Origin of the sequence: Streptomyces sp. NRRL WC-3549 (assembly GCF_000721935.1) — a bacterium.
In the GTDB taxonomy this organism is placed as follows: domain Bacteria; phylum Actinomycetota; class Actinomycetes; order Streptomycetales; family Streptomycetaceae; genus Streptomyces.
This window is the reverse complement of record NZ_KL585411.1, coordinates 48001-62705: the sequence shown is the minus strand read 5'-3', so window position 1 is coordinate 62705 and position 14705 is coordinate 48001. Positions and strand designations below refer to the sequence as shown.

General features: G+C 73.1%; 15 protein-coding genes. 8 read left to right on the top strand and 7 right to left on the bottom strand.

Going from position 1 to position 14705, the window contains the following annotated elements; genetic code table 11:
• Positions 1-191 precede the first annotated feature (191 nt).
• Positions 192-620, bottom strand: a complete 429-nt coding sequence (locus tag IH13_RS0120330; RefSeq protein ID WP_031086472.1) for an OsmC family protein — start codon at positions 618-620, stop codon at positions 192-194.
• A gap of 86 nt (positions 621-706) precedes the next feature.
• The gene (gene zapE / locus IH13_RS0120325) at positions 707-1801 is read right to left on the bottom strand and encodes a cell division protein ZapE (protein WP_031086470.1); all 1095 of its coding nucleotides are present in this window, start codon (positions 1799-1801) and stop codon (positions 707-709) included.
• A gap of 37 nt (positions 1802-1838) precedes the next feature.
• Between zapE and IH13_RS0120320 the strand changes: the two genes are divergently transcribed.
• The 4 genes from IH13_RS0120320 to msrB all read left to right on the top strand — a co-directional run bounded on the left by IH13_RS0120320 (position 1839) and on the right by msrB (position 5112).
• Positions 1839-2621: a pyrimidine reductase family protein gene (locus IH13_RS0120320; protein ID WP_031086468.1), complete on the top strand. Its 783-nt coding sequence runs from the start codon at positions 1839-1841 to the stop codon at positions 2619-2621.
• 156 nt (positions 2622-2777) lie between these two features.
• Entirely contained in the window at positions 2778-3230 is a 453-nt protein-coding gene (locus tag IH13_RS0120315) for a hypothetical protein (protein ID WP_031086466.1), read from the top strand.
• Positions 3231-3300: 70 nt separating this feature from the next.
• Positions 3301-4695, top strand: coding sequence for a UDP-N-acetylmuramate--L-alanine ligase (murC, locus tag IH13_RS0120310; protein ID WP_031086464.1), 1395 nt, complete (start codon positions 3301-3303; stop codon positions 4693-4695).
• A 9-nt stretch (positions 4696-4704) separates the two neighbouring features.
• Complete coding sequence (msrB, locus tag IH13_RS0120305; protein WP_031086462.1) at positions 4705-5112, top strand: peptide-methionine (R)-S-oxide reductase MsrB; 408 nt, start codon at positions 4705-4707, stop codon at positions 5110-5112.
• A gap of 33 nt (positions 5113-5145) precedes the next feature.
• Here msrB and IH13_RS0120300 read toward each other — a convergent pair whose 3' ends face one another.
• The 4 genes from IH13_RS0120300 to IH13_RS0120285 form a co-directional block, all read right to left on the bottom strand.
• Positions 5146-5616: a hypothetical protein gene (locus IH13_RS0120300; protein WP_031086461.1), complete on the bottom strand. Its 471-nt coding sequence runs from the start codon at positions 5614-5616 to the stop codon at positions 5146-5148.
• A 681-nt stretch (positions 5617-6297) separates the two neighbouring features.
• Positions 6298-6618, bottom strand: coding sequence for a hypothetical protein (locus IH13_RS0120295; RefSeq protein ID WP_031086458.1), 321 nt, complete (start codon positions 6616-6618; stop codon positions 6298-6300).
• Between the two features lie 130 nt (positions 6619-6748).
• A complete protein-coding gene (locus IH13_RS0120290; protein ID WP_031086456.1) occupies positions 6749-9160 on the bottom strand; it encodes a GTPase-associated protein 1-related protein in 2412 nt (803 codons plus the stop codon).
• A gap of 155 nt (positions 9161-9315) precedes the next feature.
• Positions 9316-10074, bottom strand: coding sequence for a DeoR/GlpR family DNA-binding transcription regulator (locus tag IH13_RS0120285; RefSeq protein WP_031086454.1), 759 nt, complete (start codon positions 10072-10074; stop codon positions 9316-9318).
• Positions 10075-10147: 73 nt separating this feature from the next.
• Here IH13_RS0120285 and IH13_RS0120280 point away from each other — a divergent pair, with 73 nt between their 5' ends.
• Positions 10148-11350: an MFS transporter gene (locus IH13_RS0120280; protein ID WP_031086453.1), complete on the top strand. Its 1203-nt coding sequence runs from the start codon at positions 10148-10150 to the stop codon at positions 11348-11350.
• A 240-nt stretch (positions 11351-11590) separates the two neighbouring features.
• Here the strand turns inward: IH13_RS0120280 and IH13_RS0120275 are convergent, their stop codons facing one another.
• A complete protein-coding gene (locus tag IH13_RS0120275) occupies positions 11591-12064 on the bottom strand; it encodes a MarR family winged helix-turn-helix transcriptional regulator (RefSeq protein ID WP_031086451.1) in 474 nt (157 codons plus the stop codon).
• A gap of 125 nt (positions 12065-12189) precedes the next feature.
• Between IH13_RS0120275 and IH13_RS0120270 the strand changes: the two genes are divergently transcribed.
• From IH13_RS0120270 to IH13_RS0120255, 3 genes are all read left to right on the top strand, one after another.
• On the top strand, positions 12190-12633 hold the full coding sequence (locus IH13_RS0120270) for a MarR family winged helix-turn-helix transcriptional regulator (RefSeq protein WP_031086448.1): 444 nt from the start codon (positions 12190-12192) through the stop codon (positions 12631-12633).
• A 302-nt stretch (positions 12634-12935) separates the two neighbouring features.
• Positions 12936-13691, top strand: coding sequence for a (5-formylfuran-3-yl)methyl phosphate synthase (locus IH13_RS0120260; protein ID WP_031086446.1), 756 nt, complete (start codon positions 12936-12938; stop codon positions 13689-13691).
• 8 nt (positions 13692-13699) lie between these two features.
• Positions 13700-14705 (top strand): aldehyde dehydrogenase family protein (locus tag IH13_RS0120255; RefSeq protein ID WP_063837470.1); only part of this gene is annotated, 1006 nt, incomplete at its 3' end.

Sequence of the window (14705 nt, the reverse complement as noted above, 5' to 3'; positions counted from 1 at the left end):
AGTCACCGCCGTGGCCGCCGTGCTGGCGGCCCGGGGGCTGCGCCCGTCCGCCCCGGCCCCGGCCCCGTCCGGCGGGCCCTCCGCCGCCTCGCCTGCGACGGCGGCGTGAGGACACGGTGCGGCGGCCACGGGCCCGGACGCACGTGTCCCCGAGGCGGCGGGCGCCGCCCCGGGGACACGTGCGGATGAGGTCAGGCGACGAGCGACGCGGTGAGCGTGATCGACGTGCCCGTCAGCGCCTGGCTGACCGGGCAGTTCGCCTTGGCGTCCTCGGCGGCCTTCACGAAGCCCGCCTCGTCCAGACCCGGGACCTCACCCTCCACGGTGAGGTGGATGCCGGTGATGCCGGTACCGGGCTGGAAGGTGACCTCCGCCTTGGTGTCGAGCCGGGCCGGCGGGTTGCCCGCCGACGCCAGGCCGTTGGAGAGCGCCATCGAGAAGCAGCTGGAGTGCGCCGCAGCGATGAGCTCCTCCGGGCTGGTCCTGCCGTTCGCCTGCTCCGCGCGGGACGGCCAGGAGACCGGGTACTCCCCGATCCCGGAGGAGTCGAGGGAGACGACACCCGTGCCCTCGAGCAGGTTGCCTTCCCAGACCGTGTGCGCCTGACGCGTGGTAGCCATACGGAGTCCCTTCGAACGGTGTACTCGGTTGTACGGGCCGCGTCCACGGCACAGGAGCCGGAACGGACGCGGTACGCCCCCCGAACCTACTGCGCCACCAGACCCTTCGCGTCACGCGCCAGTGCCGTCAGCCGCGAGATCGCCCGGAAGTACTTCTTCTGGTACCCGCCGTTCAGCATCTCGTCGCTGAACAGCCGGTCGAACGGGAGGCCGGAGGCGAGCACCGGCACCTCGCGGTCGTACAGCCGGTCCGCGAGCACCACGAGCCGCAGCGCCGTCGACTGGTCGGGTACCGGCTCGACGTCCGTGAGGCAGACCGCCGTGATCCCGTCGGTCAGTGCGCCGTACCGGCTCGGGTGGACCCGGGCGAGATGGCCGAGCAGCGCCGGGAAGTCGTCCAGGGAGGCGCCCGGCGTGGTGTACGCGGCCTTCGTGACCTGGTCCGAGGAGTACGGCGGCGGGGCCTCGGGCAGTCCCCGGTGGCGGTAGTCCTCACCGTCGATCCGCAGGGGACGGAAGTGCGCGGAGAGGCCCTGGATCTCCCGGAGGAAGTCCGCGGCGGCGAACCGGCCCTCGCCGAGCTTCCCGGGAAGTGTGTTCGAAGTGGCGGCCAGCGCCACACCCGCCTCGACCAGCCTGCTGAGCAGGGAGGACACCAGGACGGTGTCACCCGGGTCGTCGAGTTCGAATTCGTCGATGCAGAGCAGCCGGTGCCCGCCGAGGGTCTGCACGGTCTGCTGGAAGCCGAGCGCCCCGACCAGGTTCGTCAGCTCGACGAACGTGCCGAACGCCTTGAGCGACGGGTCGGCCGGGGTGGCGTGCCAGAGGGAGGCCAGCAGGTGCGTCTTGCCGACGCCGTACCCGCCGTCGAGGTAGACGCCGCGCGGTCCGGCGGGAGCCGCGGTCTTCTTCCCGAACCACTTGCGCTTGCCCGGACCGGCGGCGTGGGCACCCCCGAGTCCGGCCGCGAACGCGCTGAGCACCTCGACGGCCTTGCGCTGACTCGGCTGGTCCGGGGCGGGTTCGTACGTCTCGAAGCGCACCGAGTCGAAGCGCGGCGGCGGCACCATCTCCGCGACCAGGCGGTCGGCGGGGACGTGCGGTTCGAGGGCGCACAGGGACTGCGGGGCCGCTTCGGCTATGGGGCTCTGCCCCGGCTTGGCGGTGGAGGAGGACGACACAACTCCCCAGCTTACGGGCCGTGCCAGACTGCCTCACATGCGACGCCTGTTCCCTGTGACGGACCTGACGACCCCGGCCCCCCGCCCGGAGGCGGCCACCGGCCGCGAGTGGACGCTCGACGAGCTGGCCGAGGCCTACGCGTACCCCGGCCGGGAGCGCCCCTGGCTGCGCGCCAACATGGTGTCCACGCTGGACGGCGCCGCCCAGCACGACGGCCGCTCCCAGGGCATCTCCTGCGCCGCGGACATGCGGATCTTCGGCACCCTGCGCGGCCTGGCCGACGCCGTCCTCGTCGGCGCGGAGACGGTACGGCTGGAGGGCTACCGGCCGGCCCGCGCGCGCGAGGCGTTCGCGGACCGGCGGGCGGCGGCCGGGCAGGGTCCCGCTCCCGCGATCGCCGTCGTGAGCGCGGGCCTCGACCTGGACTTCTCGCTGCCGCTGTTCGTGTCGCCGCTGGTCCCGACCCTGCTGATCACCGGGGCCGGCGCACCGGCCGACCGCGTCCACGCCGCACGCGAGGCGGGTGCCGAGGTGCTGTTCGCCGGGGAGGGGGCGGTGGTCGAGCCGGCGCGCGCGGTGGCGGAGCTGGCCGCCCGCGGCCACACCCGGCTGCTCACGGAGGGCGGGCCGAGGCTCCTCGGGCAGTTCGTGGCGGCGGGGGTGCTGGACGAGCTCTGCCTGACCGTCTCGCCGATGCTCACCGCGGGTGGCGCGCAGCGTATCGCGACCGGGCCCGCGATGAGCGTGCCGGAACGTTTCGCCCTCACATCGCTGCTGGAGGAGGCAGGATTCCTCTTCAGTCGGTACGGAAAGATCTGACACGTAACGGAATTTTCCGTTCCGGTTAGCTCCGGATGGGCAGACTTGACCCTGCAACCCCGTGCAATTACGGGGAAGGATGGTTTCAGCAGCAGCGGCCGAACCACGGTCGAAGAGATGAAGCGGAAGGCGCCTGTCGTGTTCACAAGCGTTTTGATGATCGAGAAACCCCTCACCCCCGAGGACGTGGAGTTCGTCACCACGCTCCACGGTGAGGAGCGGATCTCGTTCGTCGTCCTGATGCAGCCCCGCGGCGACCAGGCCGACGTCCTGCTGCGCGCGATCGACGACGTGGCGCTCGGGGAGCTGAAGGAAGCCGTCCGGGAGAACGAGGAACCGGAGGGCCGGGACGCCCAGGAGCCCGCCGCGGTGGCGCTGGAGTACTCGCTCCAGGAGCTGCGCAAGGCCGGCGCCGAGGCGGTCGGACAGGTGGTCGAGGACCACCCCCTGGACAGGCTGAAGAGCGTGGTCGAGGAGTCCGGGGCCGACGAGGTCATCGTGCTGACCGCGCCGCACTACGTCGAGGAGTTCTTCCACCGGGACTGGGCGTCACGGGCCCGTCACAAGGTGGGCGTACCGGTGCTCAAGCTCTTCGCGCACAACGAATAGGCTGGGGCCTCGCGGATCCGGGCCGGCCCCGTCCGCGCCCTGGAACCGCACACCCTCGGAGGACCCACAGATGGCACCCGGTATTCCCGCCGCCCTGGAACGGCCGCACTTCATCGGCATCGGCGGCGCCGGAATGTCGGGCATCGCCAAGATCCTCGCCCAGCGGGGGGCGAAGGTGGCGGGCAGCGACGCCAAGGAGTCCGCCGGCGCCGAGGCGCTGCGCGCGCTGGGGGCGACCGTCCACATCGGGCACGCCGCCGGTCACCTCGCGGACGACGCGTCCTGCGTGGTCGTCTCCAGCGCCATCCGCCCGGACAACCCCGAGCTGGTCCGCGCAAAGGAGCTGTCCGTCCCCGTCGTGCACCGCTCCGACGCGCTCGCCGCCCTGATGGACGGCGCGCGCGCGATCGCCGTCGCCGGTACGCACGGCAAGACCACCACCACGTCGATGCTCGCCGTCGCCCTGTCCGGCCTGGGCCTGGCCCCCTCGTACGCCATCGGCGGCGACCTGGAGGGGCCCGGCACGAACGCCGCGAACGGCGAGGGCGACATCTTCGTCGCCGAGGCCGACGAGAGCGACCGCAGCTTCCAGAAGTACGCCCCCCAGGTCGCGATCGTCCTCAACGTCGAGCTGGACCACCACGCCAACTACGCGTCGATGGACGAGATCTACGAGTCCTTCGGCACGTTCGTCGGCAAGGTCGTCCCCGGCGGCACGCTCGTCGTCTCCGCCGACCAGGCGGGCGCCGTGGAGCTGACCCGCCGGGTCCGTGGACAGGACGGCCTCCAGGTCGTCACCTACGGCGAGGCCGAGGACGCCGACGTACGGGTGCACAAGATCACCCCGCGCGGTCTGACCAGCGAGGTCACCGTCGTCCTGGGCGGCAAGTACCTCACCTTCACCGTCTCCGTGCCCGGCCGCCACTACGCCCTCAACGCGGTCGCGGCCCTCGCCGCCGGGGTCGCTCTCGGTGTCCCGGCCCACAACCTGGCCTCCTCGATCGGCACGTACACCGGCGTCAAGCGCCGCCTCCAGCTCAAGGGCGAGGCGGCGGGCGTCCAGGTCATCGACTCGTACGCGCACCACCCCACGGAGATGGCCGCCGACCTGGAGGCCATGCGGGGCGCGGCCGCCACGTCCCGGCTGCTGGTGGTCTTCCAGCCGCACCTCTTCTCCCGTACGCAGGAGCTCGGCACCGAGATGGGCCAGGCCCTCGCCCTCGCGGACGCCTCCCTGGTCCTGGACATCTATCCGGCCCGTGAGGACCCGGTCCCGGGTGTCACCAGCGCGCTGGTCATCGACGCCGCGAAGGCGGCCGGTGCCGAGGTCACGGCCGTCCACGACAAGGCCCAGGTCCCCGCCGCCGTGGCGGGAATGGCGAAGCCCGGCGATCTCGTTCTCACCATGGGAGCGGGCGACGTCACCGACCTCGGCCCGCGGATCCTGGACCACCTGTCGAACTGAGGAGCCACCGTGTCCTACGACGTCGAGAAGCCGGACGAGCAATGGCGGGCGGAGCTCACCCCCGCCGAGTACGCGGTGCTGCGCAAGGCCGGCACCGAGCCGGCGTTCGTCGGTGAGTACACCGACACCAGGACGGCAGGCGTCTACTCCTGCCGTGCCTGCGGGGCGGAGCTCTTCCGCTCCGACACCAGGTTCGAGTCCCACTGCGGCTGGCCGTCCTTCTACGACCCGAAGGACACCGACGCCGTCGAGCTGATCGCGGACACCAGCCACGGCATGGTCCGCACCGAGGTGCGCTGCGCCCGGTGCGGGTCGCACCTCGGCCACGTCTTCGAGGGCGAGGGGTACCCGACCCCCACCGACCAGCGCTACTGCATCAACTCGATCTCGCTGCGGCTGGAGCCGGAGGAGGCCTGACGGCTTCCCGGTGAGCGGGCCGGGCGGCCGGTGTCAGGCGTCTGCGGACTCCTCGGCCGCCGCGGCCCGCAGCAGCGGGTGCATGACCCCAGGGAACACCGTGGCCTGGACGCTCTCCTCGGCGCCCGCGCCCCGGACCACGGTCTCGGCGACACCCCAGGGCCGTCCGGCCAGCCGGACGGTCAGCGTGTACGAGGACGAGCAGCCGGTGCACTCGTAACGGTCCGCCCAGACCTCCACGTCCGTGACGCTGCCCGGGTACCGCTTCACGTGCAGGTGCCGTGCGTGGCAGTGACCGCACGGTTCGCCCGGCTCGCAGGTGCTGCCGCAGGGACAGGGCACGTCCGCCGACCCGGCGGGCGTCCACCGCTGCGTGAGGACGGCGGCACGGGTCGCGGCCGTGTCCTTCATCGCCTTGAGATTGCGCGCGGCGACGTTGTACGACTCCCCGGTCGCCGCCATCCGGTCCCGGATCACGTCCTTGCGTCCACGGTTCGTCGTCATGCTGTTTCCTCCTGGGGTGTCACGCAGCCCACCGGAGGCACACGAGATCGGAACACTCCACGGTACCCGCCTCGGCGGGGCTGTCGGCTCGCACCCCGGGGCCCGCCCCTGGTGCTCACCTTCGCGGTGCGCCGCATCCCAGCTTTCGTCCGGCAAAGGTTTCCAGCTGCTGCAAAAGATCCGGAAGAATAGTGCGCGATTCCTTTTCTGGGGCATTCTCCGATCGGAACGTGCTGAGGCGCAGTTCGATGAAGGAGCCGCGCCCGGAAGAGGGGTCCGGTGTCTCGCATGCGAAACAGGAGGCTGCTCCTTCGTCCCAGATGACGCCTTTCTCACCTACGTCGATCGTGTCGGGGTCAGGCCCGGCAACGGATCCCCACTTGACCCACTTCTCGTAACTCCGTCGATACGCCAGCACCTGGAACGAGGGCCGCCCGTCGATGCGGAGGGTGCACGCCGCTGAGGCCAAAGGGCGTGGGAGAACGGGCGGAGTCGCTTCCTCCACAGCCTTCTCGCCTGTGGGCAGGAGCGGCGCAACGTCCTCGGAAGGGAGACTGCCCCAGCAGAGCCGACCAGGCAGTTCCGGCACGGACTTCGTCTCTTGTGAGCAACCGGTCAGCATCGCGGCAAGGACCGACCCGGCCACAATTGCGGTGGAAAGCTACGTACGTCGGCGCATGGTCAATGGCCCCTCGGGTGTGAGCTGGCCACCAGGTCACGCCCGACGGAGTGGGCCGTCGCCGTCTGGGTGGACGCGTAGCCCTGGTAGTCCCGGTACTGCTCGGGCGTGAGCCCTGCGGCCTTTCCGACGGTTTCCACAGCTTTCGCGGCCGCTTTCTTCGCCGCGCCCTCGGATTCCGAATACCCCATGGAGGACTCCAGACGGGCCTCGCCGGAGGTGTCCTTCTCCGCCTTCTTGAGGACGGAGTCCGTGATGTCCTCCTGTATCCATCCCACCACGTCGCCGCCGACCGGAATGAGCCCCACGTACTTGGCGCCCACCGCGGTGAGAACACGGTTCGTCCGCTTCGCGTTGCCGGCCGCGACCGACGCGGTCGCCCAACACCGCGTGACACCTTAGCGGAGCGCCTTTCGCGTGCGCGGGCCGTTGCCATGCCGGTGGATGCGGCGGCTACTTCCGGCGGACCCGTCCCGCCAGGCGTCTGCCGAGGTGCCCCAGTGAGCGGGAGGGGCGGTTCCAGGCGCGGAAGGCGTCGAGCGTACGGCTGGTGCCCGCGCTCTCCACACACGCCTCGACCGCCGCGACCTCCTCCGGTGACAGCGCGCGGACCACCGGCCGCAGGACCTCGTCGAGCAGCGCCGTGCGGGTCCGCGTCCAGGCGCCGCCCGCGTGGGGATGGGAGGTCCAGACGGCGAAGCAGTTCGCCGTGTACGCGGGGTCGGTGCGCAGCAGGGCCGCCGTCTCCTCGCGGCGGGCCGCCCGGCCGTAGGCGGCGATCAGCTCCGCGTCCTCGCTGTGCGCACAGGCGAACAGCTCCGCCTCCGGCCGGTCCGGGGCGAGCAGCCGGCGGGCCACCGCGCCGTAGGCGTGGTCCCGGACCGACTGCTCCACCGGTTCCGCACGGTCGCGCAGGACGCGGATCCGCTCGGCCCAGCCGGGCTCCGCCGTCCCGGACCGGACCTCGCGGGCGAAGTCCAGCAGGAGCAGACGGGCGCGTACCCGGGCGTCGATCTCCTGGGGGAAGGCGCGCAGCACGTCGTGGGCGAGCGCGGGGCCGTCCTCGTCGTCCGCCGGTGCGGCGAGCGCGGCGTCCACCAGGTGCCGCCAGGTACCGGCCGCCCGGTGGGCGTCCGACGTGGTCTCGCCGAGCAGCGCGAGCCCCTCGGCCGCCGTCAGGGTGTCCCCGCCCCAGACCAGGCCCACCGCGGTGCGCAGCACCAGCGGTTCGGTGAACGGGGACATGCCGGCGGCCCGCAGCACGGTGTGCAGGACGTCCACCCGGTCCGCGCCCCGTGCCTTCGCCCCGGGCGCCGCCGCGCACATCCGCAGATGCGGGAGCGCCTGCGCGCCCGTGAACGGCAGCGTGATCCGCGCCAGCAGCCGCTCCGCGCCCGCCGGGTCGTCGGGGGCAAGCCGGTCCAGCTCACCCAGCAGCGCCGTCCGCACGTCGAACTGCTCGTCCAGGAGATCGGGCAGCGCCGGGCAGGCCCCGGCCTCCGGGTCGTCGAGGAGCGCGCCCGCCAGACGGCGTACGACCCCCGGGAGCACCTCCGCGCGGTCCAGGTCCAGCAGCCGGGCGACGCGCAGCAGTTGCACGGTCCGTGCGACGCCCCCCGTGGCCCCCGCGGTGAGTTCGGCCAGCAGGTCCTCGCCCAGTTCCGCGACGAGCGCGCCGACCGCGTGTTCCCCGGCCGGTCCGGCGAACGCGGAGCGGGCCGGCGGCTCCAGGGTGACGTCGCCGCCGTGGACGGCCTCCGTCACCAGCAGCGCGGCCAGCGGGGCGGTGACCGTGGCCGGGGCGCGGCCGTCGAGGGCCGTGAGGAGCCGGAGCGCGGCGGCGCACTCGGCCGGCGTACGGTGCTCGCCGGGCGCGGTGAGGGCGTCGGTGAGCTGCTGGGTCCGCTTCTCGTCCAGTGCGTACGGCCGTACCGCGGCCCAGTCGGCCGCGGCGGCGCGCTCCACCGAGCCCAGCGCGATGCCCGCGCCCAGGGCCGTCACGGCGAGCGGACCGGCGGCGAAGGGGTCGCCCGGCAGTCCCGCCGCCTCCAGGAAGAGTTCCGGGGCCCGGTAGCGCCAGATGCGGGCGGCGGTGCCGGCCCAGGCGTCGGCCACCGGGCCGGTCGGGGTCGGCCCGCCGGTCACATGCACGCGGAAGCGGGGGTCGCGCCCGTCGGGAGCGTCCTGCGGCAGTACGCCGACGATCCGGTGCGCGGCGCCGCCGGGGCGCCGGGTGTACGTGGTGAAGGTCAGCCGTTCGGCGTGCTCCCGCGGCAGTACGGCGACGGCGAGCGCGACCCACCGGGCCACGTCGGCGCTGTGCCGCTCCACGAGCACGACCTGCGGCGCGGACGGGTCCTCGCTCGCCCGCCGTATGTCGCCGAGCACGGCGGCGAGCCAGGGGCTGCGGGACACGGCGAAGTCCCCCAGCCCGTCGCGGGGGAGCCCGCCGGAAGACCCCGACAGGGCCAGCGAGGTCAGCGGGTCGGGCTGTGTCCGTCCGGGCGCGGAGGAGAGCCACCCGGAGGCCCCCCACGCGGCGACCGGCAGCAGCCGGCCGGGCAGTACGGCGTCCGCCGGGAGATGGACGGCGTGGGCGTGGAAACCGGAGGCGCCGACGGCCACCGTACGGCTGAGCAGATGGCTGCCGTCGGAGAGGGCGCTGAAGCCGAACGCGACGGGCAGGGCGCGGAGTTCGCCGTCGGTGAGCCGCTCCGGGGTGCCGGCCGGGGCCTCGTAGGCGAGCAGTGGGCCGGCCTCCGTGCGCACCGGCCCGGGTATCGCGGTGTCGACGGCGGTGAACCGGCCGACCGACCCCCCGTCACCTGCCGTGGCGGCGGTGTAGTGCAACTGCGCGAGGCTCATGTGTGTCGGTCCTTTTCCGTGCCACGTCCGTCCGGGCCCACCGCGGTCACAACTCCGCGAGGGGAGCGGTCCGTAGTCGCGTGGGCGACGCTATCAAGGCGCGGGGTCTTGGCCCGCGCCGTCGGGGAAGCGGACGGTGTCCGGGGAGCCGGGCCTCAGGCGGTGCGCACGTCCACCCCGGCGGCGGCCAGCGCCTCGGTCTCCTCGGCGGGTGCCGTCGCGTCCGTCACGACCGTGTGCAGGGCGCTCACCGGTGCCACGTGAGCCAGCGCGGTCCGGGGGAACTTGGTGCCGTCGGCCACGGCGACCACACGGCGGGAGGACGCGATCGCGGCACGCTTGACGGCGGCGTCCTCCAGGTCGTACGCGGTCAGGCCGTCGGCCGCGGTCAGGCCGCAGCAGCCGATGACGGCCGTGTCGAAGCGCAGGGAGGCCAGGGACGCCTGTGTCAGGGGGCCGGTCAGCGCGAGCTCGCCGGGGCGGGGCCGCCCGCCGGGCAGCAGCAGGGCCGGGCCGGGGGCCCCGGTCAGGGCGTTGGCGGCGTGCAGCGAGAGCGGCATGACGGTCAGCCGGCGGCCGGCGAGCGCGTGCGCCACCTCCAGACACGTGGTCCCGCTGTCCAGGACGACCGATTCGCCGTCCGTCAGCAGCGAGGCGACGACCTCGGCGATGCGCCGCTTGGCCTCCAGGCCCTCCGCGGCGCGGAGGGCGAACGGCGGCTCCTCGCCGCGGAGTACGAGGCTCCTGGCGCCGCCGCGGAACCGTTCCAGCAGGCCCTGGCCCGCCAGGGTCTCCAGATCGCGCCGGATCGTCATCTCCGAGGCGCCGGTGAGCCCGGCCAGCTCCGCCACGCCGACGCTGCCGCGCTCCCGTACCGCGTCGGTGATCTGCTTCAGCCGGTCCGCACTCGCCATGCGCGGTATTGAACACAGGCGCTGTTCGAAACGCAACTTTACGAACATGAATGGTGTTCTATAGGTTCTCGGCATGGAAAAGAGCCTGCGCGCCGGCCGGTCGGCCACCTTCGCGTACTTCGTACTCAACGGCTTTCTGCTGGGGATGTGGATCGTCCACATCCCCACCGTGGAGGAGCACACGGGCATCAGCCACGCGGTGCTGGGCTGGCTCCTCCTGCTGTTGGGCGCCGGTGCCTTCGCGGGCATGCAGCTGGTCGGCCCGCTCGCCGACCGCTTCGGGGCCCGCAAGGTCGTCCCGCTGAGCGCGGCGCTGTGCAGTGCGGCCCTGGTCCTGCCGGGGCTGGCCGGCAGCGCCTGGACGCTCGGTCCGGCCCTGCTGGTCTTCGGCTTCGGCAACGGCTGCCTGGACGTCAGCATGAACACCCACGCCGTCCAGGTCGAACGCGGCTACGGGCGCCCCATCATGTCCGCCTTCCACGCCCTGTTCTCGATCGGCGGCGTGATCGCCGCACTGGTGGGCGCCCTGACGCTGAGCCTCGGCTGGGGCGCGGCCGGCACCCTCGGGGGCATGGCCCTGCTCGGTCTGGTCGCCGCGGCCGTGGCGTCGCGCGCCCTGCTGGCGCCGGAAGCCGTCCCGGCCGAGGAGAGTGCCGCCACGGAGACCGGCGGAGCCAAGCGCGGTACCCCGGCCAAGATCTGGATCCTGGCGGCCCTGGCCTTCATGCTCATGCTCAGCGAGGGCGTCGCCAACGACTGGAGCGTGCTCCATCTGAAGGACGTCCTGGACGCCCCCGAGGCCACCGCGGCCTTCGCCTACGGTGCCTTCGCCACGGCCATGACCGTCGGCCGGCTGCTCACCGACCGGGTGGCCGCGCGCTTCGGCACCGTCGCGGTGGTGCGGTACGGGTCGGCGGTGGCCGCGATCGGTCTGACCGTGGCCACCCTCGCGCCGGCGGTCCCGCTCGCCCTGGCCGGCTGGACCGTCTTCGGGATCGGCCTCTCCGGCTGCGTCCCGCAGCTCTTCAGCGTGGCGGGCCACGCCGACCCGGGCGCCGCCGGCGCCAACGTGTCCCGGGTGGCGGGGCTCGGCTACCTCGGGATGCTCGCCGGTCCGGCGGTCATCGGCCCGATGACCCATCTGATGCCGCTGAACCTGGCGTTCTTCCTGCCGGTGGCCTTCTGCGCGGTCGCCTGCTTCACCGCGCCGATCCTGCGGACCGGCGCGGCCCCCGTGAGCGGTGCCGGGCCGGAGCCGGCGCAGCAGCAGGTCTGACACTCCGGCGGCGCCGGCCGGGGCGGGGTCCTGGAACCCCGCTGCCGGCCGACGCCGTCACGCGCGGTCAGCCCTGCGCGGTGACCTTCCGGCTTGCTCCGCCTGCCGGGCCCCGCCGGCAGCGCACCGGCGACGCGCAGGACCGCGGTGACGAGCACGCGGCGTGGAGACCGTTCATGACCGCGTTGCCACCGCCCTCGACGACGGCCGCCCCCACCTGCGCCGTCATGCCAGAGGAGGTCAGTCGGCGGGGGAGCGCAGAGGCCTCGGCAGTGAGGTCAGCGCACCCAGAGCCGCACCGAGGGCATCGAGGTCGCCGTCGGTCAGGGTGCGCAGTGCGCGCACCATGTGTGCTTCCTTGAGCAGCCGCGCCTCGGCGAGCCGCTCCCGCGCGACTGCGGTCGGGTGCAGATGGGCGACGCGCTTGTCCGCCGCGTCCTGGCGGCGTTCGAGCAGGCCGGTCCCGGTGAGCTGGGAGACGAGGGCACTGACGTTGTTCGGCTTCATCAGCAGGGCCTCGGCCGTCTCCCGCACGGTGATGCCCTCGCGCTCCTCGACGAGGAACAGCAGTGCCAGCTGGCCCTCGGGAAGCCGGGGGTGCGGGAACTCCTTCGCGATCTGCCGCTCCAGACCCCGGTGCAGCGCGGGCAGGCACGCCACGAGCACGGAGGCCACGTGGTCGATGTCCTGGGGAGGCGCGGAGGAGTCGGGCATGCCGTCAGTCTAGGTACGCAGATATAGCTATGTAAACATACCTAAAATTCCGGCCACGTCGATGAGGGTGGTATATCTGCACGTGAGAGCCCCGGCGCACGGTGAAGGCGGTCGAGAGAAGGACCATGGAGAAGCCCACGCACCTGATCGAGTTCGAGACCATGCTGCTCGGACGGTATGTCCAGCTGAGCGCCCGCAACGCCTCGCACCTGGACCGGAGCGCGTACACCCTGCTCAGCCGCATCCGGATGGAAGGTCCGATGTCCATCGGGCAGCTCAGCGACGCCTTCGGGCTGGACGCCTCCACCCTCAACCGGCAGACCGCCGCCATGCTGCGCGCGGGCCTGGTGGAGCGCATCCCCGACCCCGACGGAGGCATCGCCCGCAAGTTCCGGATCACCCGGGAGGGCGAGCACAGCCTCGACGCCGAGCGGACCGGGAACATCCAGGGCCTGGAGCGGGTCATGGCCGGGTGGGACCCCGAGGAGGTCGCCGCCTTCGCCGGTTACCTGAAGCGCTTCAACATCGACATCGAGAACCTCGACGGCCGCCCCTGGCCGCGCCCCTGAGCCCTCCTGGCCGGATCCGGACCGCCATGTCCGGCCAGGAGGGCCCGGTGGCCGCCCGCACCGCACCGGCCCGCGCTCCCCGCGCCCGGTTCCGCGCCGCCGTGAGCCGGTTCGCGCCGCCGTGAGCCGGTCCGCGCCGGTGCGTACGGCGCACTGCGCCATGGCCCGAGCACCGCGTGAGGACTCCGCACGCTCTACCGGTGCCCACCGGCGGAGGAAAAGATGAGCCCGCCCCACGTGAACCAGGCGATCCGCGCCCCCCGACCCCAGGTCGGGCGGGTACGCGGCGGAAGGAGTCCACGTTGTTGCTGCTCATCTCCCCGGACAGTGTCGAAGAGGCCTTCGAGTGCGCGAAGGCCGCCGAACACCTCGACATCGTCGACGTCAAAAAGCCCGACGAGGGCTCGCTCGGCGCCAACTTCCCCTGGGTCATCAGAGAGATCCGCGCCGCGGTCCCGGCGGACAAGCCGGTGTCCGCCACCGTGGGAGACGTGCCCTTCAAGCCCGGCACGGTGGCCCAGGCGGCGCTCGGCGCCGCCGTCTCCGGGGCCACGTACATCAAGGTCGGCCTCTACGGGTGCACGACGCCGGACCAAGGCGTCGAGGTCATGCGCGGGGTCGTCCGGGCGGTGAAGGACCACGACCCGGCGGCGCTGGTCGTCGCCTCGGGCTATGCCGACGCCCACAGGATCGGCTGCGTCAACCCCCTCGCCCTGCCCGACATCGCCGCACGCGCCGGCGCGGACGCGGCCATGCTCGACACCGCGATCAAGGACGGCACCCGCCTGTTCGACCACGTCCCGCCGGACGCCTGTGCCGAGTTCGTCCGGCTCGCCCACGCCGCCGGTCTGCTCGCCGCCCTCGCGGGCAGTGTCAAGCAGGCGGACCTCGGCACGCTGACGCGTATCGGCACGGACATCGTCGGGGTGCGCGGGGCGGTCTGCGAGGGCGGCGACCGCAACGCCGGCAGGATCCAGCCGCACCTGGTGGCCGCCTTCCGGGAGGAGATGGACCGGCACGCCCGGGAACACGAGGCCGCCGTCGCCGCCACGAACTGACCGCCGGCATGCCGATCTCCCCACCCCGCCCTCCCACCACCCCCGGCACCCCGGGCGCGCGGCTCGCCGTCGTGGACCCGGCCACCGGCGAGGTCTTCGACGAGGCCCCCGACCAGCGGCCTCAGGAGCTGGACGCCCTCGTGGACCGGGCCCACCGGGCCTGGGCCGGCTGGCGCGCCGACCCGGCCGCCCGTACCGGCGCGCTGTGTGCGGCGGCCGACGCCGTGGAGGCGGCCGGCGACGACCTCGCCCGGCTGCTCACCCGGGAACAGGGCAAGCCCCTGGCCGAGTCGCACGCGGAAGTCGCCCGCACGGCGGCCCGCCTGCGCTACTTCGCCGAGCTGGCTCCGCGCACCCGGCGGATCGACGACGGCCGACCGGTGGACAGCGAGATCCGCTGGCGGTCGCTCGGCCCCGTCGCCGCGATCGTGCCGTGGAACTTCCCCCTCCAGCTCGCGGCGGCGAAGTTCGCGCCGGCGCTGGCCGCGGGAAACACCATGGTGCTCAAACCGTCCCCCTACACGCCCCTCGCCACCCGGCTGCTGGGCTCCGTCCTCGCGACCGCTCTGCCGGAGGACGTGCTGACCGTCGTCACCGGACGCGAGCCCCTCGGTGCCCGGCTCGCGTCCCACCCCGGCGTCCGCCACGTCACCTTCACCGGGTCGGTCCCCACCGGACGGGCCGTCGCCCAGGGCGCGGCCGCCTCGCTCGCCCGGGTCACCCTCGAACTGGGCGGCAACGACGCGGCCGTCCTGCTGGACGACGTCGACGTGGACGCGATCGCGGAGAAGCTGTTCTGGGCCGCGTTCCGCAACTGCGGGCAGGTCTGCATGGCCGTCAAACGCGTGTACGCCCCGGCCCTGATCCACGCCCAGGTGGTCGAGGCCCTCGCGGAGCGGGCGAAGACCGTCGTCGTCGGGGCCGGACTCGAACCGGACTCCCAGCTGGGCCCGGTCAACAACGCACCCCAGCTGGCCCGCGTCGAGCGGTGCACGAGCTGTCTCTTATACACAT

Bases quoted from the DNA above. Each gene is read 5' to 3' on its own strand.
- IH13_RS0120290 (WP_031086456.1), bottom strand. From the start codon at position 9,160: ATGAGCCTCGCGCAGTTGCACTACACCGCCGCCACGGCAGGTGACGGG.
- IH13_RS0120270 (WP_031086448.1), top strand. From the start codon at position 12,190: ATGGAGAAGCCCACGCACCTGATCGAGTTCGAGACCATGCTGCTCGGA.
- IH13_RS0120300 (WP_031086461.1), bottom strand. From the start codon at position 5,616: ATGACGACGAACCGTGGACGCAAGGACGTGATCCGGGACCGGATGGCG.
- IH13_RS0120320 (WP_031086468.1), top strand. From the start codon at position 1,839: ATGCGACGCCTGTTCCCTGTGACGGACCTGACGACCCCGGCCCCCCGC.
- IH13_RS0120315 (WP_031086466.1), top strand. From the start codon at position 2,778: ATGATCGAGAAACCCCTCACCCCCGAGGACGTGGAGTTCGTCACCACG.
- IH13_RS0120275 (WP_031086451.1), bottom strand. From the start codon at position 12,064: ATGCCCGACTCCTCCGCGCCTCCCCAGGACATCGACCACGTGGCCTCC.
- murC (WP_031086464.1), top strand. From the start codon at position 3,301: ATGGCACCCGGTATTCCCGCCGCCCTGGAACGGCCGCACTTCATCGGC.
- IH13_RS0120285 (WP_031086454.1), bottom strand. From the start codon at position 10,074: ATGGCGAGTGCGGACCGGCTGAAGCAGATCACCGACGCGGTACGGGAG.
- IH13_RS0120330 (WP_031086472.1), bottom strand. From the start codon at position 620: ATGGCTACCACGCGTCAGGCGCACACGGTCTGGGAAGGCAACCTGCTC.
- IH13_RS0120280 (WP_031086453.1), top strand. From the start codon at position 10,148: ATGGAAAAGAGCCTGCGCGCCGGCCGGTCGGCCACCTTCGCGTACTTC.